Genomic DNA, 18,617 nt, shown 5'->3' with positions numbered 1-18,617 from the left:
ATCAGTTTTTTGCCGCTAGCGTCTTGCAGCTTTCAACTAAACGGAGAAAATCTGCACGGTAGCCTTCTTTGTCTTCACCTTTTGCCTGACTTGCCAGCCTCAATACTTCATCAAAATTGGCTGTTCCCTTGTACTCAGAATCTCTCAAAATCATCCCAAAAGCAGCTACAGCAGCAGCAAACCTGAAGTTAGCAGAGGTATTTTCCAATTTAACGGGTTTGTCAATTACTGACTGGGTAATTAACTGGCTGACTGTCTCGTTAGGTTTTTTATAACGGAATTTGACTTGCATCAATTCATCAGTTTGAGATGCAGACTGAGTGCCTGGGTTTGGTTGATATTTTAATGGATCGACTTCGGGTAATTTGACATCGCTGGCGACACCAACCGGAATAATTTCGTAAATTGCCGTTACCGAATGTCCTGCACCTAATTCACCCGCATCTTTTTTGTCGTCATTAAAATCTTGATTTTGCAAAACTCGATTTTCATAGCCAACTAGACGGTAAGCTTGAACTTTAGCTGGATTGAATTCTACTTGAATTTTAACATCTTTGGCGATGGTAAATAGCGTGCCTCCCATTTGAGTGACTAACACTTTTTTGGCTTCTAATAAACTATCGATATAAGCGTAATTGCCGTTACCTTTATCGGCTAGCTGTTCCATTTTGGCATCTTGCAAATTACCTGTGCCAAATCCCAAAACACTTAGAAATACTCCTTGCTCTCGCTTTTCTTCTATCAGGCGCACCAGTTCCCCATCGCTGGAAGTGCCGACATTAAAATCGCCGTCTGTTGCCAGAATAACGCGGTTGTTTCCTTGTTTGATCGAGTTTTCTTTGGCAACTTTATAGGCAAGTTGAATGCCCGCCCCGCCTGCGGTAGAGCCGCCTGCTTGTAACTTATCGAGGGAATCTAAGATCTTTTCTTTTTGGTTTCCTGGTGTTGGGGGCAAAACTAATCCGGCGGCTCCGGCGTAGACTACGATTGTAACGCTATCTTTGGCTCTCAATTCGCTGACGAGATATTTTAAAGATGCTTTGAGTAGCGGCAATTTGTCTGGGGAATTCATGGAACCGGAAACATCGATCAGAAATACGAGATTGTTCGGTGGTAAATCTTTGGTAGAAATGCTTTTTCCTTGTAAGCCAATGTGGACTAATTTGTGTTGGGGATTCCAGGGTGCATTGGCTACTTCTGTATTTATTGAAAAAGGTCGATCGCCTTTTGGCTGTGGATAGTCGTAGGTGAAGTAATTAATTAGTTCTTCCAAGCGCACTGCATCTTTTGGCGGCATCACACCGCTATTGATAAAGCGTCGCACATTGCTGTAGGATGCTGTATCGACATCGATGCCAAAGGTTGACAGTGGGTTGTTGCTAGCTCGCTGATAAGAGTTTTCGTAAATGCGGTTGTATCCTTCGCGATCGAATTCTGGTGCAGGCAGATTTGCCGGAGATGATATTGTAGGTGCTGGCGGATTCATGCCCTCAAAATTTCTACTTCTTAATATATCAGTGCCTGTAAAATTGCCAGGAGAACGATTGTTAGATAAAGGAGTAGAATTTTGAATTGCTGCTTGTCGCTGGGGAATTGTTTCTGGAGTAGGTGGCGGTGCTATTCCACTAGCTGGCTCTGAAAGTGGGGGATTTTGGGGCCTAGGATCAAGTGTTGCTTTTGGTAAAGGACTGATTGATGCTAAGTCTGAGGCAAATTCCGATCGCAAACGTTGCACTGTGGCTAAATCTTCGGGGCTGACTGTGGGTGTACCTGTGGCGATCGCCCGATCGACTTTTTCCAAACAACTATTTAAACTTACCGCAAAATCCGAGCGTTTTAAAGGTCGATCGCCTAAAGTTGTACCAAGTGAGGGGACAATTGGGCAACTGTAGCGTTTTGCTAAGGATAGTAGTGCTTGGAAAGCCCAGCTATTCGCTGTAATTTCCGCTGCTTGAGAAACATTGGTGGGAGTTGGTGCGCCAGTTTGGCGATCGATTTCTTGGGCGATCGTACTTTGGGGAGCGATGGAGTAACAAGTTAAAATTACTGGACTTAATACCACTATTTGCAACAAAAGTTTACGCATCGACTTTTACTCCTGAAGATATTGCGATCGCCCTCTAGAATAATATACTACATCGGTTTCCTAATTCGGAATTATTTAACCACAGAGTACGCAGAGTACGCAGAGAGACTGTGAACAGAGATGAATAACTCTTATGAATAGAGAAATTGATAATTTAAATGATTCTATTTGCTACTATGATAACATATAGTAGTAGCACCGCTTCTGCCATCTCAAATTTTTCCTATAAAATCTCAAATCGAATGACTATTTCTTCTCCAGTAGCAGATACCAAAAACCAACCCCGCCGCGAAACAGATTGGCGGTTATTCATGAGGTTGGCCACTTACGCAGGGCGCAGCAAACGCTTGTTAATTATTTCCATCGTCCTATTAGTACCCCTAGCAGTATCCGGCGCAGTTCAACCAGTCTTGATCGGGCAGGCAATTTCGCTAATTCGAGCTGAACCTACCTACGAATTTCTGCGGGGAATGTCTTTGTCTGCCGGATTGAATATTCTGGCAGTTATGCTGATGCTAACTATCACATTTCGGCTGGCACTGCAATCTGTTCAAGGCTATTTAGTCACGAAGGTAGGGCAAATAATTACTACTGATATTAGAAATGATTTGTTCGCCCACGTCACTTCCCTAGCCGTCCGATTTTTCGATCGCACTCCTGTAGGGAAACTAATGACTCGTCTCACCAGTGATGTCGAGGCTTTGGGCGAAGTTTTTTCTTCCGGGGCGATCGGGATTATCAGCGATTTATTTTCAATATTAGTAATTGCCGTATTCATGTTTACCATGCAGTGGCAATTAGCTTTAATGTTGGTGTTAATGATGATTCCAATTACCGCCCTCATAGTTTATTTTCAGTATAAATATCGGATTGCAAATTACAAGACTAGAGAAGAACTTTCCGATCTCAACGCACAACTGCAAGAAAACTTGACTGGTATTGGTGTAGTACAGCTATTTCGTCGTGAAAAATTCAACTCACAATTATTTCGCGTCACCAATAAACGTTACATTAAGGCAATTGATGAAACAATATTTTACGACTCCGCCGTATCTGCGACATTAGAATGGATTGCTTTAGTCGCGATAGCAGCAGTTTTGTGGATGGGCGGTAAAAGTCTTCTGGGAGGTACAATTAATTTTGGAACTCTCTCTGCATTCATTTTGTTTGCTCAGCGTCTTTTCGATCCCCTGCGGCAATTTGCAGAAAAATTTACCGCTATTCAAGCAGGATTTACGGCGGTTGAACGGATTAGCGATATTCTCAACGAACCCATCGAAATTAAAGATCCAACTAGCAAACAGAAGCCAGAAGTAGGAAGAGGGAATAGCAAACAAGGAAAAGCAGAATATTATTCACCGTTGGTGATAACTGGACATCCAGACGCAATTGGTTATAATTTGTCTCCATTCCAGCCAGAATTGAGCGAGGATAATCCTCAAAATCCGCCCACTTCGGAATATCGTCTATTGTCTAAAAATTCCCAAATCACCCCGCCCAATTTAGCCTTAGCAAAAGAGGGAAAAAATCTTCAATCGCCGGATGGTGAATCGGGAGAAATCCAATTTGACAATGTGTGGTTTGCTTACAAAGAAGACGAATATGTGCTGGAAAACCTGAATTTCACAATCAAATCAGGGGAAAAAGTAGCATTAGTTGGGCCCACAGGTGCGGGGAAAAGTTCGATTATCCGTCTGCTGTGTCGCCTTTACGAGCCTACTAAAGGACGTATTTTAATTAATCATGTCGATATTCGGGATTTGGCTCAAGCAGAATTGCGGCGACACATAGGGGTGATCATCCAAGATGGATTTTTATTTGCTGGGGATGTGAAAAGCAATATTAGTCTGGGTGAAAATTACTCGATCGAGGAAATTCAAGCAGCAGCAGAAAAGACAAATGTTGCTGGTTTAATTGAACAATTGCCCCAAGGTTATGATACGCAATTGCGGGAGCGAGGTACAAATCTTTCTGGGGGACAAAAGCAGTTATTAGCCTTTGCTCGTGCGGCTATTCGCAATCCCAGTATTTTAGTTCTAGATGAAGCAACTGCTAGTTTGGATGTGGGTACAGAATCTTTGATTCAAGAAGCTCTAGAGCGTTTGATGGCGGAAAGAACGGCGATAATTATTGCTCACCGACTCTCGACTATCCGAAATGTCGATCGCATTTTAGTGCTTAAACGCGGCCAATTAATAGAGTCTGGTAGCCATGAGGAATTGTTGCAACAAGAAGGGTTGTATGCTAGTTTGTATAAGTTGCAAATGCTAGGAAGTTAATATTGGAAGGAAACAGCAAAAATCTTCCCTTATATCGTTTCCGGCTGCATCGGAATGATTTAACCGGACCTAGAACGCAGAGAACACAGAGGGAGAGAAGAGAGATGAATAATTCCGATGTTACCGGATTTGATATTATTTCTTAGTCTGCCCAGGCGGACTTAGTTTTTATAGTCGCGGTTGAAACCGCCTATTTTTCAACTTAGACAGTTCAATTTACTTGCCAGAAATGGTTTTCCAAAGCGTTTCTGGCAGGTGAATTATGTACTGAAATAATTGATTTGGCCCGATGCCAAACATTAACTGCATCGTCAGCACAATTACGGCCAAAGCAATCGCCGTCCCGATGCTAGCCTTCAATACTTTCACTGCCCAATTAAATACTAACCAAGATACAAGTAATGAGGCAATTAAGATAATTAATTCTAGGGGCATATAACATTTTTAACTCTTATTTAATTATAGTTGTGATGGCTAAGGCTATAAAACAATTTGTATATTTCAAGCAATGCTGCCACGTTTCCGTGTTTCTTTGTAAGAAATTCCCACATTTTGTAAACCTGCTTTAATCATTTCTTGCTCCAATAAAGCGAAAAATCGACCTCTATCTCCTCCTTTCACCACAGCTTGATTGTGGGCTTCGGCTAAGGTGACTGGATAGCCACCGCCTTTGCGTACCTGAGCTAGCATCATTCCCAAGGCTAAATCTAGCTGGGCTGAATCTTCTACTACCCATTCCGGCACTTCTATTCTAGCAATTTCTGTCCCTACATGAACGTAACAAAAATAGACCGAATTCAAGCCGTACAAATCTAAAATTCTCGCTTGGGATTTCCAGAAAGGACTTCTTTCTCCCGGTGACAAGATTGTGGCCCATAAAATGACATCTCGCAAGGGTTCAAATACTTGACAAGGTGCTTTTTCGGCGTAGGAAAGTGTGGCCGCAAATCCGACATTAGGGCAATTAGTTATGCAGTCGGGTACTTCGTGGGTGCAAGCTTGAAATCGTAAAAAAGATAAGCTATCGCTGCTGCGAGAAGCACTCAGATATCCTAATAGGGGAATTCCTGCTAAACGTAACTTGTCCCATGCTGCTAAGATGGGCTGCAAAATTAAATCGCGGGCATCGGTGGGTAAGGGTTCTAAAAACCAATAAATCAGGGAACCGTCTACCATTGCTAAAGTTGGTGCTGGTAATTTATGGTTATTAACTTTTGCCCAATTTTCCCCCATTTCTGCTAAGAAGATTGCTTCGGAAACTGCCCGCCGATATCCCATCCATTCTTCTGTTCTAATTCCCCACTGTCGGGAAATATACAAGTCTTCTGGTTTGTAAAAAACTTCTGGTACACTGTCTAAAACTGGGTGGCGACTTTGCCCGTAGTGCAACATCACAGTGCCGATGTTGAGCAGGTAGCAGTAGGCTATTTCGTGATGGTTTGGTGAAATTTGTGAGCCGTCTGTGGCAAAGACTGTATGGGCTGTGGGAGGAGTTGGGATATAAGTGCGATCGGACAAGGACTCGATCGGTGTGGCAGAATTAAATAAAGTGCGATCGCGCCAACTCTCTTGTAATTGTACCAATTCTTCCTGTCTCGCTGCGGCTTTTTGTAACAAATTCTGAGCAACTTCTAAACGCTGGCGAGCCGCCAGAGCCTCCACGGTTAAATGTTGGCTCATTCCCTGCATTGCTTTTGCTGCTTTTGTTAAATCTAACATTTGTTATTGGTTATTGGTTATTGGTTATTGGTTATTGGTTATTTGTTATTTGTTATTTGTTGTTGGTTTTTGGTTATTTCTTGTTTCTTGTTTGTTGTGGTTGGTTGTTTGTTACTTGTGTTTTTTTACTCATTACTACATAACATCATGTTTCCTCCGGGAGCCAATGGGAGAAATCTGCCGCAAACTGGGATAGAGACAACAATTGAACTGGTGGATTTTCAGCTACTGATTCCCGTTCAGCCAAAGTATTGTAACCCCAATCAGCTAAAAATAACTTGACATCTGATAAATCAGGCTGCTGTTTCACCGAGAGCAAAGTTTTCAACCTGTCTTCCACAAACCAAATAGTAGTATTTTCGCCAGATGCTGCCAAAAATTCCCGCAAAATTTGATGTTTTGGCTTGTTATATTCCTTGCCATAAATTAATTCCGACGGTAGTTGTACACCGGCTAACTGCAAAAGTTCTCTCACAAAGCGACCTTCCTTTGTCGTAACTATTGCCACTTTTACCGCAGTCTCCTGCCATCTGCATAAACTTTCGGCTACTCCTGGATAAAAACGGTGCAAAGAAAGCCATCCCGGCAAATCTTCGGCAATCCAATTATCCCGCAATCCATCTAAAATAGCCCCAACTGATGCAGCTTTTAAATTATTTTCTGACATCAAGTGTGGTACAATGTTTGGCCAATCTAGCAATATTTGCTGTTCCGTAATTCCAGTCAGCAGCGCGCGAATCAGCAGGGGCATTTCCCACCCAGTTTCAATGGCTGGACGCACTCTATAAAAACTGGAAGCTAAATCGGGATCTGGGGCTGTTTGAGCGGGCTTCCAGATTTGACAGTAGGTGCGCCAAGCTGTTTGAAAATATTCGATTAATCCGTCGCAAATCACGCCGTCAAAATCCAGAGCTAGAATTGTGGGAAACTGATTATTCATTAGTAAGCTGTCAGTTGTATTTTTTCAGGAGTGATTATTAGAAAGATTGAACTAGGGGTTGATTCATCACTGCATCTAGTTTTTGAGACTGCAATAATTTAGTCCACTCTGCTGTCAGCTTGGCATCATCAGGAGCCTGACGCCGCAATTGGGCGAGATTAGCTACTGTTTCGTACCAAATCCCATTATTAGCGTAAATGCTCACTCTAGCGATCGGGTCGGGAGTTGCTAAATCGGTTTTCAGTCTTGGCTGAGGTTCAATCCGCTGCACAGAACCGTTGACAAAATAATCTCCCGCTCTATCTTGTGAGTTGCAAATCACCGCAAAGAACCACTGATATCGCTGACCTACCTGAAGAGTTTTCTGAGGATTATCAGTAGTCGGAATAGTCACCTGAACAATCCCTGGCTTGTCAACTTTGAAGGTAGTTTTGTAAATTTCCGTTGCTTTTTCATCTTCTGTTTGCAAAGTAAACTCCACTTCAGTACCACCCCCAGAAACGTAAGCTAAAAATGTTGGCGAGGCTGCTAGGGTTAAACCAAAATTGCTGTCTGGGACTAAGGGAATAATCGATAATTCTTTTTGACACGCATCCCCTCGATGGGTTCCACCTTGGCGATTGTTGGGAGCTTCCACATCTGGGGGCTGGAAATTAATATTCTGGCTCAGTTGCATAGGGGTAGACTCAGCTAGCAATGGTGCTGGTAGACTAGAAATAATAGCTGAGATCGTCCCTAGAGCCAGATACTTAGTATAAACAGTAGTAAGATGCAGAAAACCTTTCATTGCTTTGACTCAATTGTTGAAATGTGGTATGACATTTTTGTAGGGTTAACCAGGAGTTGAAACTTCTGATTAACACTACAACCATCTCAATATTGACACAATCCAGAAAAAATTAAAGAGATTCAACCAAGGGTTGAGTGGCTACGGAATCAAGTCCTTGGGAGTGCAACAATTTATTCCACTCTGCGATCAAAACAGAATCTCCTGGTTTCTGACGGCGCAGTTCGGCTAGAGTTGTGACAGTCTCATACCAAATCCCATTTTGGGCGTAAAAGTTCACTCTTGTCATCGGGTCTGTTTTTTTTAAACTGTTCTGGACATTGGCTTCTTTTTCTACTCGTTCTACCCAGCCTTTTACTACTAAATCCGCCGATCGATCTTGATTATCACAAATCATGGAAAATGACCAGACATAACGCTTACCTACTTGCACAGATTTGTCTTTGGCTCCGGGTGGAACATTGACCCCGACAATCCCTGGCTTGTCAACTTTGAAGCTTTTTTCGTAGACTAATTCGTCTTCCTTTTCTGTGAGCAATGTGAATTCTATTTGGGCATCAGTTTGAGGGACATACACAAAAAATGTAGGCGAATCTGTGAGTGTTAAACCAATATTGCTAATGGGTACTAAAGGAGTAATGGATAAGCCAGCCGGACATTCACCATTACCACGATGTGTCCCCCCTTGTCGGTTGGCTGGGGCTGTGACGTCGGGAGGCTGGAAGTTAAGACTCTGGCTCAGAAGAATTGGTTGAGATTGGGCTCGCACTGGTGTAGGTATTGTGGGGATAGTGGCTGCGATCGCAGATAAAGCCACCGAAACCGTAGCAAGATGTAAAAAACGTTTCATTTTTTGTACCTTTGAGTATAATATTGCAAACACAGAAATTGTCTGTTTCCGAGAAATTTTTTCGAGCAACTAGACTCGCTGTAGATACACATTTTTAACCTTGACATATCCATAGCATTAATTAATGCGATCGGCAAGTGTATTCTCAACAGCCCAAACATCGAGTTGTCCAAGTCGTAAGGATTATTACGGAGACTGAAAGCTAAAAACGGTAAAAAATTTTTGACCAAGTTGCGGAATCTTCGGACTGTTCTAAGATAGAAACAGTCGAGGGTTAAGGCCAGCGCCTACAAACTGCTGCTCCACAAACGACTCAAACCTTTATCCAGGGACCATGAGTAATATATTTAACCAAATTCGATCGGTAACAACCCCATTGAGTAAGTTTTATAAACCTTCGGTAACATTTGCGAGGTCTGTACTAATAGCTAGCGCAGCCGTAACCTTGTCCTTAATTGGGGCTAGACAGCTTGGAATACTCGAATCAGTAGAGTTAGCGGCTTATGACCAAATGGTGAGGTGGCGTCCTGACGAAAGTCCAGACTCGCGCTTGTTAATTGTCGGAATTACCGAATCAGACATTCAGAGGCTGAAACAGTGGCCCATATCCGATCGCAAAATAACTGAAATCTTACAAAAACTAGACAAACTACAGCCACGAGTCATCGGTTTAGATGTCCTGCGAGATGTACCCCAAGGAGAGGGGCGGGACGAGTTAGCTAAATTTTTGCGCAGAAGCGATCGCACGATCGGAGTTTGTTTAGTCACCGATGGTACTGTCGATAGTCCCGGTACTCCGCCTCCCCCCGGAATGCCAAAAGAGCGGATTGGATTTGCAGATTTTGGAGTAGATCCCGGTGGCATAGTCCGCAGGGCTTTATTATTTATGAAACCCCCGGCTATAGAAACTAACTATCCTACCGAAAAACACCTTTGTAACGACAATTCCCAAGTTTTATTTTCCTTTAATCTCCAGCTAGTATTGCGCTACCTGCAAGCGCAAAAAATTTACCCCAAACTCGCGAAAGACCAATCTTTATGGCTTGGTCAAAAGCAGTTTAAAAAATTGGAACCCAATGACGGAGAATATAAAAATGTAGATCTCAGAGGATATCAAATATTAATTAACTATAGGTCGAGAAGTAAAGTAGCAAACCAAGTCAAATTAACAGATGTCTTGGAAGGTAAAGTCAACCCGAACTTGGTTAAAGATAAAATAGTTCTCATCGGTTACACCACGGAAACTGTTAAAGACTTTTTTTATACTCCTTACAGTGCGGGAAAAGATAAAAACCAATTCATGCCGGGGATAGTTACTCACGCACAAGTCGTTAGCCAAATTTTGAGTGCGGTTTTAGACGATCGACCTTTATTTTGGTTTTGGCCCGAATGGGTAGAAATCCTGTGGATTTCAGGATGGTCGATTTTGGGAGGAACCTTGGCTTGGCGAATAACTCACCCTACGCGCTTGATACTCACCTTTGTGGCAATGCTGGGAGTATGTTGCATCACCAGCTTGGGGATTTTTTGGTTAGGAGGGTGGGTGCCGATGGCAACACCTGCCTTAGCTTTAGTTGTCACTGGTGGCAGTATTGTATTAGCCGACAGATTTAATAAATCAGGTTACGGGAAAGCAATTACCGATCGCGTCAAACAAGTTTTCAAAATTGAAATAGACCAAGCCCAAAAAGATGAGCAAGTAGCAGAAATTACGCAATCGCAGTTCTTTAAAGAATTGCAGCAAAAAAAAGATCGACTTAGAGGGAGCAAAAAAGAACTCTCTGCTCAAGCTCCTTCTGGACCTGCAGAAATACCCAAAATAATTCCTGTTTCGGCAACACCTCAAAACGCTGAAAATCAGCCCAAGGATTACTTAGCTCAGTTAAAGCAAAAAGCTCAAAAACACAAGCAGCGCGGGGTACTGAGTGAAGCTGAACAGGCATCCCAAACCCCTGTGCCTGTTGAGGAAAAACTGCTTGACCGGGCGATGGAAACTCCAACCGATGGGGACTTGAGCAATTTGTCAGCTCAGGCATCCCAAACCCCTGTGACTGTTGAGGAAAAACTGCTTGACGGGGCGATGGAAACTCAAGCTGATGGGGAGTTGAGCGATTTGCAAGCCAAAGCCAGACAAATGCGACAGCGCAAATCCGCAAAAAACAGGCTCAAAAATCCCACCAATCAGGACTAGACATCTCCAGAACAGTATCTCAATAAACTGACGATCGACTGTTAATAGCTTGTCAAAGGGTCGAATGGTAGCGGAGGATGTGAAAGTAGTAATTTGCTTCCTCATCTCACACTCCAAACTAAACCATGTCCAAAACCATCTCTGTCCACTCCTACCGGGGTGGAACTGGCAAATCGAACACGACAGCAAACCTGGCATCTATCATCGCTAGCAAAGGAAATCGGGTGGCTATTGTAGACACCGATATTCAATCCCCTGGGATTCATGTATTGTTCGGTTTCACTGAAAACAATATGGATCGCTGTCTGAATGATTACCTATGGGGCCGATGTCCGATCGCCGATACAGCCTGCAAAGTAACTTCCCTATTGCCCCAATTAGCAAATAAGGGCGAACTCTACCTGATCCCTTCGAGCATTAAAGCAGGAGAAATCGCACGAGTTTTGCGCGAAGGCTACGACGTAGGATTGCTGACGGACGGTTTTGAAGAGCTGATCGAGGTTCTGGATTTAGATTACCTATTTATCGACACTCACCCTGGCCTCAACGAAGAAACTCTGCTCAGTATTACAATTTCCGATATTCTGCTGCTGATCCTGCGTCCCGATCAGCAAGACTTTCAAGGAACGGCTGTGACGGTAGATGTAGCGAGGCAATTAGAAGTGCCAAAGATCTTGATGACTATCAATAAAGCCCCGGAATCCCTGGACTTTGATGATTTGAAGCAGCAAGTAGAGACGATATACAAGATCCCAGTGGTAGGAGTTCTGCCCCACAGCGACAAAATGATGCTGCTGGCGAGTAAGGGAGTTTTTGCTTTGCATTACCCCAACGATCCCCTAACTGCGGTGGTGGAAGGGATTGCTAGACAAATTATGGCCTGATCCTGGGATGTCCTGCTGTGCGAGGCGATCGACCATTTCGACTCACGCCCACCGGGCGAGATGGCCAGATGGCGGGGGCGATCGAACTTTCAGTGGCAAAGATTAGCTTGTTTAGTCTGAAGAATGGTGACACAATAAGATAAAAATAGATTATAAAGAATAGCCGGAAAACCTGCTTGACTTGAGTCGAGGGATCGAAGGTAGTTGCAGGATAAATCCTGCCTTGATTTACCGATCGTGCCGAATCATGTTAACCCAGTGTTTTTGCCTAGTCAAATACACCTCTGTCATCATGATTGTGGAATAGGTATCCGGCCTGTTCAAGACTTGCTTTTACGCAGAGGTCTCCAAGGACTTGTCAGTACAAGACATTAAAACCTACCCCCCGACAGGGGGAAAGTTACGACCGAGGAGCTAGTGGCCACACTAGGATAGCAGACCGCCATGTTTGGCAACAGGATTGCGCCCGGAAACCCCAGCAATAGGGATATTAAGGCCGCCCAGTCTTAAGCATCCCGGCGTGAGCTTAACTGGGGAGAGTCAACAGAATTTGTGAAAAAACTTTAGGAGGAGAAACAATGGATTTTGACCTGCGGATACTAATAGTATTGATGCCCGTTTTGTTGGCGGGCGGCTGGGCCGTATACAACATCGGCGCTATTGCTCTGACACAAGTTCAGAAATTGTTGAACAAGCAAACTTAAACTTAGCTTATTTACAGCTACTTTCCGAGCCGACTGTTTCTTAAGATACAAAAACAGTCGGCTAATTCATGTTTATTTACTGTAAAATTCTTGGGAAAAGTTAGAATCATTTCTCAAAAACCCAGAGAGCATTGATGAACTCGGAAAATGAATCTATCGGCTGCGATCGCTTAAGGAAAATCAAACTATTGGTCAAACACACTCCAACCAAAATATGAGACAATCACAAAAGTAATTGCACTGAAAAAAACCCGAAAAACTCCGAAGTTTAACCTGTAGGGAAGATCGGTAAAATTGTCAACGTTGAACTCCTATATCTTGAGATAGATTATGCTTTTTCCCAGATCTAGCGGTATTCTAGTCCACCCCACATCCTTTCCCAGTCGATTCGGCGTAGGCGACATGGGAATAGAAGCCTATCGCTTTATTGACTTTTTAGTAGAAAGCGACCAGCAATACTGGCAAATATTGCCACTGGGCCCCACAGGATACGGCAATTCTCCTTATTCGTGCTATTCAGCAATGGCAGGAAATCCGATGCTGATCAGCCCGGAAATATTGCGAGACGAGCAATTGGTAACAGATGAAGACTTGGCTAATTGGCCGGAATTTCCCCTCGACTATGTAGAGTTCGAGCGCGCAGTGGCTCTGAAATTGCCATTGCTCAAAAAAGCCTCCGAAAATTTTAAGACGAAAGCATCGCCGGTTCAGCAAAGAGAATTTTCGGCTTTTTGTGAAAGCAAAGCGATATGGCTGGAAGATTATGCCTTGTTTATGGCTCTCAAAGAATCCTTTGGTGGTGTTAGCTGGAACAATTGGGAACCAGATATTGCTCATCGAAAACCCGATGCGCTAGACAAGTGGCGGCAGCAGCTAAATGCTGAAATTTATTACTACAAATACGTCCAGTTTGAGTTTTTTCGCCAGTGGACGGAGTTGAAACGTTATGCTAACCTGCGGGACATTAAAATTATTGGTGACATTCCAATTTATGTAGCTCACGATAGCGCAGATGTGTGGTCTCATCCCGAAACATTCTGCTTGGATGAACCCACGGGAGAACCAGCTTTAATGGCGGGAGTTCCCCCTGATTACTTCAGCAGTACAGGTCAATTGTGGGGCAACCCTGTCTACAATTGGGAGGAGTTGCAAGCAAATAATTTCCAGTGGTGGGTGCAGCGTTTTGAAGCGATTTTTGATTATGTAGACGTGACTCGAATAGACCACTTTAGAGGATTTGAGGCATACTGGGCTGTTAAGCGTGGCAAAAAAAATGCGATCGAGGGAGAGTGGATTCAAGCGCCGGGAACCGCTTTGTTTGAGGTAATTAACGAGAAGTTTGGCAACCTGCCAATTATCGCTGAGGATTTAGGGTTAATTACTCCTGAAGTGGAAGCTTTGCGCGATCGATTTGAGTTTCCGGGAATGAAGATTTTGCAGTTCGCTTTTAACTCAGGTCCCGATGAACCTTTTTTGCCTTTTAACTACGAACGCAACTGTGTAGTCTACACCGGCACTCACGACAACGATACGACTGTCGGATGGTTCAATCAACTTCAACACTACGAAAGAGAAGATGTTTATCGTTATTTGGGCTGCCTCGATCCCCAAGGGATTCATTGGTCTTTAATCCGCATGGCTTGGGGATCGATTGCTAATTTGGCAGTTGTTCCGTTTCAAGACTTGTTGGGTTTGGGTACAGATGCCAGGATGAATTTTCCAGGGAAAGCAGAGGGAAATTGGGGGTGGCGATATCGGGCAGAAGCTTTGAATTGGGAAGTGCGCGATCGACTCAAAACCATGACTTACATCTGCGGGCGTTCCCCTAAGAGAAATTAAAAATGGGTAATTTGTTATTTGTTATTTGTTATGAGAAAAAATATTAACTACTAACAAGTAACAACTAACTATTACCCATTACCAATTACCAACTAGCCTTCATTTTTGGCTTTTTCTGAAGGCTTGAGTTCGTCAGCTTTGAAAACAACTTCTTTGACAACTCCAGGGTCTCCGAGTTGCTCGGCTTGTCCGTTATTAAAGGCAATTAGTACCCCGCCGGCATTGCCAGCCACCACCACTAATTTGTCTTTAGCTTGCCAAGTTCGCTGAGTCCCAGAAGGCAAAGTTCCCTCAAACTCGGTTTTGCCATCGATTTCAATTTGCAACCACGATTCTTCCTTGAAAGTGACGCTAACCATTACTGGTTTATCGCCAGATTTATTTAAATTTCCCTTTTTTGTGCCAGCTTGTAGAGTTGTGTAAGTATCCACTTTCTGCTTTTTGGCGACGCGATCGGACTCGGCTGCTAAACGGGCTTGTTGTTCTTGGAGTGCGAGTTTTTCTTTGACCAGCTCGTTTCTTCCTGTGAAGGAACCCCCCATCAATTGAGACAAGCTATTGACCGAAAATATAATTAGAAATGTGTAAAACAGGTACAAGTGCATCGGCCGCAACTGAGGCCATTCTTGCCAGGATAACTTGGGTACCGATCGAGGTGCTGGTTCGATCGGGAAACAGTCCGCAAACTCAGCCCCGTCCAAACCCATGACCTCCGCGTACCGCTTGATCAAACCTTGAGTATAGACTGGTTCGGGCAGTCGATCTAGTTGACCATCCTCGATCGCCTGTAGCAGATCCCGCCGAATCATCGTCACCACAGCTACTTTGTCCAAGCAAATCGACTCTTTTTCCCGGAACTGGCGGAGTTTTGCGCCAATTTCTGCTAGCTTTTGGGCGCGTTCTGCCTCTTGGGAAGGCAGCTTTTTTTTAGGGGTTTTGAAAAGTAAAAAAAATAAATTCTTTGTCATAGGCTGTGCTTCCTGATGTTGACTGGCACATTGGTTGAGGTTAGGTTGACTAGACTCCATAAAAAAATAATTTCAGAATTTGTAAGAGGTCGGAAGCAGCCTACTGGCAATATTGGCTCCGAAGGTGGCTGCAATTGAATCGAGCCAATGGCTGTGCGGTGCAGGCCCAGCACAGGATATCCTAACTGCTCGGCGGTTCGCCGAATTTGTCGATTTCTCCCTTCTGATAAAATAACGGACAACATGGTTTCGTTGCGAGTGCGCTCTAAGACTTCAACTTGAGCTGGCATAGTCTTTCTGCCGGCCAAGACGATCCCCTGACGCCACGCTTCCAGTATCGGTTCGGGAGGATGCCCCTGCACCCAAACCTGATAAGTTTTGGATATCGAATGACGCGGATGAGTCAAACAAAATGTCAGCTTACCATCATTAGTGAGTAGCAGTGCGCCCGTAGAATCTGCATCTAAGCGTCCTACCGGGTGGATGCCTTGACCTGAACGTAGTTTGGGAGGCAGCAAGTCCAGAACTTTCGATCGCGCCCTGGGGTCGCTGCAAGTCGAAACTACCCCAGGGGGTTTGTGAAGTAACAGATAGACTGACGCTGGTCGTTCTGTCGCCTTGACCGGCACTCCATCGACTTCGATCAGATCGATATCTGGATTAGCTTTTTGTCCTAAATTCACGACCTGACCATTGACTCGCACTCGTCCAGCGATCATCATTTGTTCAGCTTGACGGCGAGAGGCGATGCCCCACTGGGCGAGGATTTTTTGTAGCCTTTCATCTGACATGACGGGAGTTTGGAAACGCCCAACTCAAGAGTTGGGGGGGGGGAAATACGACAGGTTGAATTGATTAACGGTGTCTCATCAACACTGGTGTGACTTTGGATTTAAAAGTTGGTGAATCTTTTTCTTCCAATACCCCTAAATTTCTTGGGGGTTTATGGACTCCTGGGCCGACAGCTTCGTAAAGTTGTTGCTTGGATTGCAGTCCAGCTAAATCTTGACACGATTTAGACAAACTATGTATAAATGTTACGTTACAGGAATAGTTTTATTTTGGATGCTTTCGATACATTTAGCCCCGACCAATTAAGCAATAGGTGTCTGTGGTATGTGTTAGGCGCTATCTGACGTTGTAAATCTGACATCGCAAATCGGAAATTTTGTAAACTTTATTTCCTGATTTTGAACAAATTATACTGTTGGCGAAACCGTACAAAGGTTGGCACATCAGCAGATTGTCCCGATGCAATAACCCTGGAGATTGTATGAAAACTCTGGGTTTTCACTCTCGATCGCAATTCCTGCACCTTCGCTCGACTGCTGGTTACAAAGGTGCGGGGTTAGACGAGACAATTATAAACTAACACTAAAACAAATACTAGGTTTATAGTTAAATTTGCGGTAGTCTGAGCTTCCATACATGACAACGCTGGCAACCAGGGAGCTAGCGGGGACAATTTTCCCTACTTTCGGCGATGGGGAATCAGCGAGAATCCCCGCAGCTCAAGCAGCCCAGATGGTGTAATTTTTGTGTTTGAATATTAAAGTTCCAATTCTGAAATCTTTTATGACAGTCGATCGCAATTCTTGGGAATTTGACAATGGATCTGGCCCTAGTGGCGAACTGGGAGGTGCTAATGTCGGTCAGCCGCAGGGTTCGGGGATACCATCAAGGAGTCAAGGCAGCCGAATCGCCAGTGCAGTGCTGTCTCCGGCGGTGCAGTTGTGGCTGCGATCGCAAGTTCAGCAGGTGTCAGAGTTGAGCGTGAAAATTGAGGGGAGCGATCGACAAATCTTCAGTGGTGCGATCCCCAAAGTAACCGTAACAGCTCGCGGTGCTGTCTATCAGGGACTGCATCTAACCTCCATCGCCCTAGAGGGTGCTGGCATCCGCGTTAACCTCGGTCAAGTTATCAAAGGTCAACCACTGCGCCTTTTAGAATCCTTTCCCGTATTCGGCGTTTTACGGCTAATTCAATCCGATTTAAATGCGTCGCTGAAAGCACCTTTACTTGCTAATGCTTTGAGCGATTTTTTGATACCAATACTGCCGCTAGGCGATCGGGAACAGCCTCTAACATTACTACAAAATTCGCAAATAGCAATTGATGCAGGTTTGTTAACGCTTTCTGCTGTTATTTTGCACCCTGAAGGTAGGCAAATCCCCTTTGTATTGCGGACTGGTTTGCGGATGTTGAGCAGTCACGAATTGATGTTAGAGAATCCAGAAATCGAATTTTCACAATCATCCACTAAGCATATTGTAGATAGTTTTAAAATTGATTTCGGACCAGAAGTTGAAATTGAGGAGTTAATTTTGAATACCGGGGAAATAGTTTGTCGGGGTGGAATTAGAGTTTTGCCTTAGTTAGTTAAATGGCTTTAAGCGCAAGCCCTAGAATTATTGCTCAGTTAGCTGATGACTCAGAAACACTTCACTGTCATCCCTTTTCCAGACAAATCTAATGTTATATACAATATTGAGGGTGAGTGCGATCGATAATTCGCTCTTCCTCCCAGCCACACATCAGCCACCTCACCGTAATCCGCGTCATCCCGATCGCCTCAGAAGTCTCCTGGTGAGTCAATCTAAGTTGAAACACTGTTCTTCCCACCCACCGATACAGATTTGTGGTGCGAGTTCTCCTCGTTTGGGCGATCGGACTCGCTCAATTAAATACAATGATAATCGCCACCATTATATTGATGTGTTAGATATTTAAATTTAATTGGGCGATCGGGTGGGATACCCGCGCCACAAGCTTTTGCAGTTCTTGTCAGTTTTTGGACACTCTCTGTTTATCCGCTTATCCGCTCGCGTAGTCGAATTCGTAAACAGCTCGATCAGTTCGATTCCTTACGTTCTGGCGATCGAGGATGTCTTACCCTTTGTGTCCTAACACGGGTCATTGCCATAACAAATATAGAAATTAGAGCTTCTGTCTTGGGATGGGAACAGATTATCACCCTTCTGGGGATTTCTTTATGGGAGGAGTATTGACGGCTATACAAACAAAATCTGTGGATTATACCATACTTACGATAAATAAGAAAGTAGAAAAATTACTACAAAAAGATTCGGTTCCCTCTACTCGCATCACCCTGGTTATTAGGCTATTCTTGAAAAGCGCCAAAAGGAAAGCGGTTCACCGAACCACGACCGGAAGGTAAACACCGAACCTAGAAAAAAGAATAGTTTGAAAGCTTAAATCACTATTAACCTCGTCACAAAAATAAGAGATAGAGAGTAAAAGCAGTAGCTGATACTCAATATCACAAACAACGAAAAAAAAGTCAAGTAAAAAGGAAGGAAATCAGGTGTAATCGCCAAAATAACCGGAAAAGAGCTTGACGAGCCGAAA

The 18,617-nt window shown here is 43.9% G+C and carries 15 protein-coding genes; 7 read left to right on the top strand and 8 right to left on the bottom strand.

Features of this window, described 5'->3' with window-relative positions; translation table 11 throughout:
- Position 1: 1 nt before the first annotated feature.
- Positions 2 to 2,086 carry a vWA domain-containing protein gene (locus AAFP14_RS15525; protein WP_341733152.1) on the bottom strand — a complete coding sequence of 695 codons (2,085 nt, stop codon included), beginning with the start codon at positions 2,084 to 2,086 and terminating at the stop codon, positions 2 to 4.
- A 242-nt stretch (positions 2,087 to 2,328) separates the two neighbouring features.
- Here AAFP14_RS15525 and AAFP14_RS15520 point away from each other — a divergent pair, with 242 nt between their 5' ends.
- Positions 2,329 to 4,365 carry an ABC transporter ATP-binding protein gene (locus AAFP14_RS15520; protein WP_341733151.1) on the top strand — a complete coding sequence of 679 codons (2,037 nt, stop codon included), beginning with the start codon at positions 2,329 to 2,331 and terminating at the stop codon, positions 4,363 to 4,365.
- Between the two features lie 216 nt (positions 4,366 to 4,581).
- On the opposite strand, the gene AAFP14_RS15515 is transcribed toward AAFP14_RS15520, so the two are convergent.
- The 5 genes from AAFP14_RS15515 to AAFP14_RS15495 all read right to left on the bottom strand — a co-directional run bounded on the left by AAFP14_RS15515 (position 4,582) and on the right by AAFP14_RS15495 (position 8,661).
- Positions 4,582 to 4,800 carry a hypothetical protein gene (locus AAFP14_RS15515; protein WP_341733150.1) on the bottom strand — a complete coding sequence of 73 codons (219 nt, stop codon included), beginning with the start codon at positions 4,798 to 4,800 and terminating at the stop codon, positions 4,582 to 4,584.
- A gap of 66 nt (positions 4,801 to 4,866) precedes the next feature.
- Positions 4,867 to 6,084: a DNA double-strand break repair nuclease NurA gene (locus AAFP14_RS15510; RefSeq protein WP_341733149.1), complete on the bottom strand. Its 1,218-nt coding sequence runs from the start codon at positions 6,082 to 6,084 to the stop codon at positions 4,867 to 4,869.
- Between the two features lie 145 nt (positions 6,085 to 6,229).
- Positions 6,230 to 7,024: an HAD family hydrolase gene (locus AAFP14_RS15505; RefSeq protein ID WP_341733148.1), complete on the bottom strand. Its 795-nt coding sequence runs from the start codon at positions 7,022 to 7,024 to the stop codon at positions 6,230 to 6,232.
- A gap of 37 nt (positions 7,025 to 7,061) precedes the next feature.
- Positions 7,062 to 7,811 carry a DUF928 domain-containing protein gene (locus AAFP14_RS15500; protein WP_341733147.1) on the bottom strand — a complete coding sequence of 250 codons (750 nt, stop codon included), beginning with the start codon at positions 7,809 to 7,811 and terminating at the stop codon, positions 7,062 to 7,064.
- A gap of 112 nt (positions 7,812 to 7,923) precedes the next feature.
- A complete protein-coding gene (locus tag AAFP14_RS15495; protein WP_341733146.1) occupies positions 7,924 to 8,661 on the bottom strand; it encodes a DUF928 domain-containing protein in 738 nt (245 codons plus the stop codon).
- A gap of 334 nt (positions 8,662 to 8,995) precedes the next feature.
- On the opposite strand from AAFP14_RS15495, the gene AAFP14_RS15490 reads away from it, so the two are divergent.
- The 4 genes from AAFP14_RS15490 to malQ all read left to right on the top strand — a co-directional run bounded on the left by AAFP14_RS15490 (position 8,996) and on the right by malQ (position 14,279).
- On the top strand, positions 8,996 to 10,852 hold the full coding sequence (locus AAFP14_RS15490) for a CHASE2 domain-containing protein (RefSeq protein WP_341733145.1): 1,857 nt from the start codon (positions 8,996 to 8,998) through the stop codon (positions 10,850 to 10,852).
- Positions 10,853 to 10,977: 125 nt separating this feature from the next.
- Complete coding sequence (locus AAFP14_RS15485) at positions 10,978 to 11,736, top strand: MinD/ParA family ATP-binding protein (RefSeq protein ID WP_341733144.1); 759 nt, start codon at positions 10,978 to 10,980, stop codon at positions 11,734 to 11,736.
- A gap of 578 nt (positions 11,737 to 12,314) precedes the next feature.
- Positions 12,315 to 12,440: a photosystem II protein Y gene (locus AAFP14_RS15480; protein ID WP_341733143.1), complete on the top strand. Its 126-nt coding sequence runs from the start codon at positions 12,315 to 12,317 to the stop codon at positions 12,438 to 12,440.
- A gap of 330 nt (positions 12,441 to 12,770) precedes the next feature.
- Positions 12,771 to 14,279: a 4-alpha-glucanotransferase gene (malQ, locus tag AAFP14_RS15475; RefSeq protein ID WP_341733142.1), complete on the top strand. Its 1,509-nt coding sequence runs from the start codon at positions 12,771 to 12,773 to the stop codon at positions 14,277 to 14,279.
- Between the two features lie 92 nt (positions 14,280 to 14,371).
- On the opposite strand, the gene AAFP14_RS15470 is transcribed toward malQ, so the two are convergent.
- Together AAFP14_RS15470 and AAFP14_RS15465 are read right to left on the bottom strand one after the other, a co-directional pair.
- Positions 14,372 to 15,247, bottom strand: coding sequence for a helix-turn-helix domain-containing protein (locus AAFP14_RS15470; protein WP_341733141.1), 876 nt, complete (start codon positions 15,245 to 15,247; stop codon positions 14,372 to 14,374).
- Positions 15,244 to 16,038 carry a pseudouridine synthase gene (locus AAFP14_RS15465; protein ID WP_341733140.1) on the bottom strand — a complete coding sequence of 265 codons (795 nt, stop codon included), beginning with the start codon at positions 16,036 to 16,038 and terminating at the stop codon, positions 15,244 to 15,246. Before AAFP14_RS15465 ends, AAFP14_RS15470 begins: the two co-directional genes overlap by 4 nt.
- 751 nt (positions 16,039 to 16,789) lie before the next feature.
- Between AAFP14_RS15465 and AAFP14_RS15460 the strand changes: the two genes are divergently transcribed.
- Both AAFP14_RS15460 and AAFP14_RS15455 read left to right on the top strand, forming a co-directional pair.
- Positions 16,790 to 17,623, top strand: coding sequence for an LmeA family phospholipid-binding protein (locus tag AAFP14_RS15460; protein ID WP_341733139.1), 834 nt, complete (start codon positions 16,790 to 16,792; stop codon positions 17,621 to 17,623).
- A 97-nt stretch (positions 17,624 to 17,720) separates the two neighbouring features.
- Positions 17,721 to 17,978 carry a hypothetical protein gene (locus tag AAFP14_RS15455; protein WP_341733138.1) on the top strand — a complete coding sequence of 86 codons (258 nt, stop codon included), beginning with the start codon at positions 17,721 to 17,723 and terminating at the stop codon, positions 17,976 to 17,978.
- Positions 17,979 to 18,617 lie beyond the last annotated feature (639 nt).

Source organism: Microcoleus sp. EPA2, assembly GCA_020882975.1.
Taxonomy (GTDB): domain Bacteria; phylum Cyanobacteriota; class Cyanobacteriia; order Cyanobacteriales; family Microcoleaceae; genus Microcoleus.
This window is presented reverse-complemented; position numbering and strand designations above follow the sequence as displayed.

Excerpts from the sequence above, each read along its gene's own strand:
- AAFP14_RS15525 (WP_341733152.1), bottom strand. The coding sequence starts at position 2,086 with ATGCGTAAACTTTTGTTGCAAATAGTGGTATTAAGTCCAGTAATTTTA.
- AAFP14_RS15520 (WP_341733151.1), top strand. The coding sequence starts at position 2,329 with ATGACTATTTCTTCTCCAGTAGCAGATACCAAAAACCAACCCCGCCGC.
- AAFP14_RS15515 (WP_341733150.1), bottom strand. The coding sequence starts at position 4,800 with ATGCCCCTAGAATTAATTATCTTAATTGCCTCATTACTTGTATCTTGG.
- AAFP14_RS15510 (WP_341733149.1), bottom strand. The coding sequence starts at position 6,084 with ATGTTAGATTTAACAAAAGCAGCAAAAGCAATGCAGGGAATGAGCCAA.
- AAFP14_RS15505 (WP_341733148.1), bottom strand. The coding sequence starts at position 7,024 with ATGAATAATCAGTTTCCCACAATTCTAGCTCTGGATTTTGACGGCGTG.
- AAFP14_RS15500 (WP_341733147.1), bottom strand. The coding sequence starts at position 7,811 with ATGAAAGGTTTTCTGCATCTTACTACTGTTTATACTAAGTATCTGGCT.
- AAFP14_RS15495 (WP_341733146.1), bottom strand. The coding sequence starts at position 8,661 with ATGAAACGTTTTTTACATCTTGCTACGGTTTCGGTGGCTTTATCTGCG.
- AAFP14_RS15490 (WP_341733145.1), top strand. The coding sequence starts at position 8,996 with ATGAGTAATATATTTAACCAAATTCGATCGGTAACAACCCCATTGAGT.
- AAFP14_RS15485 (WP_341733144.1), top strand. The coding sequence starts at position 10,978 with ATGTCCAAAACCATCTCTGTCCACTCCTACCGGGGTGGAACTGGCAAA.
- AAFP14_RS15480 (WP_341733143.1), top strand. The coding sequence starts at position 12,315 with ATGGATTTTGACCTGCGGATACTAATAGTATTGATGCCCGTTTTGTTG.
- malQ (WP_341733142.1), top strand. The coding sequence starts at position 12,771 with ATGCTTTTTCCCAGATCTAGCGGTATTCTAGTCCACCCCACATCCTTT.
- AAFP14_RS15470 (WP_341733141.1), bottom strand. The coding sequence starts at position 15,247 with ATGACAAAGAATTTATTTTTTTTACTTTTCAAAACCCCTAAAAAAAAG.
- AAFP14_RS15465 (WP_341733140.1), bottom strand. The coding sequence starts at position 16,038 with ATGTCAGATGAAAGGCTACAAAAAATCCTCGCCCAGTGGGGCATCGCC.
- AAFP14_RS15455 (WP_341733138.1), top strand. The coding sequence starts at position 17,721 with ATGTTATATACAATATTGAGGGTGAGTGCGATCGATAATTCGCTCTTC.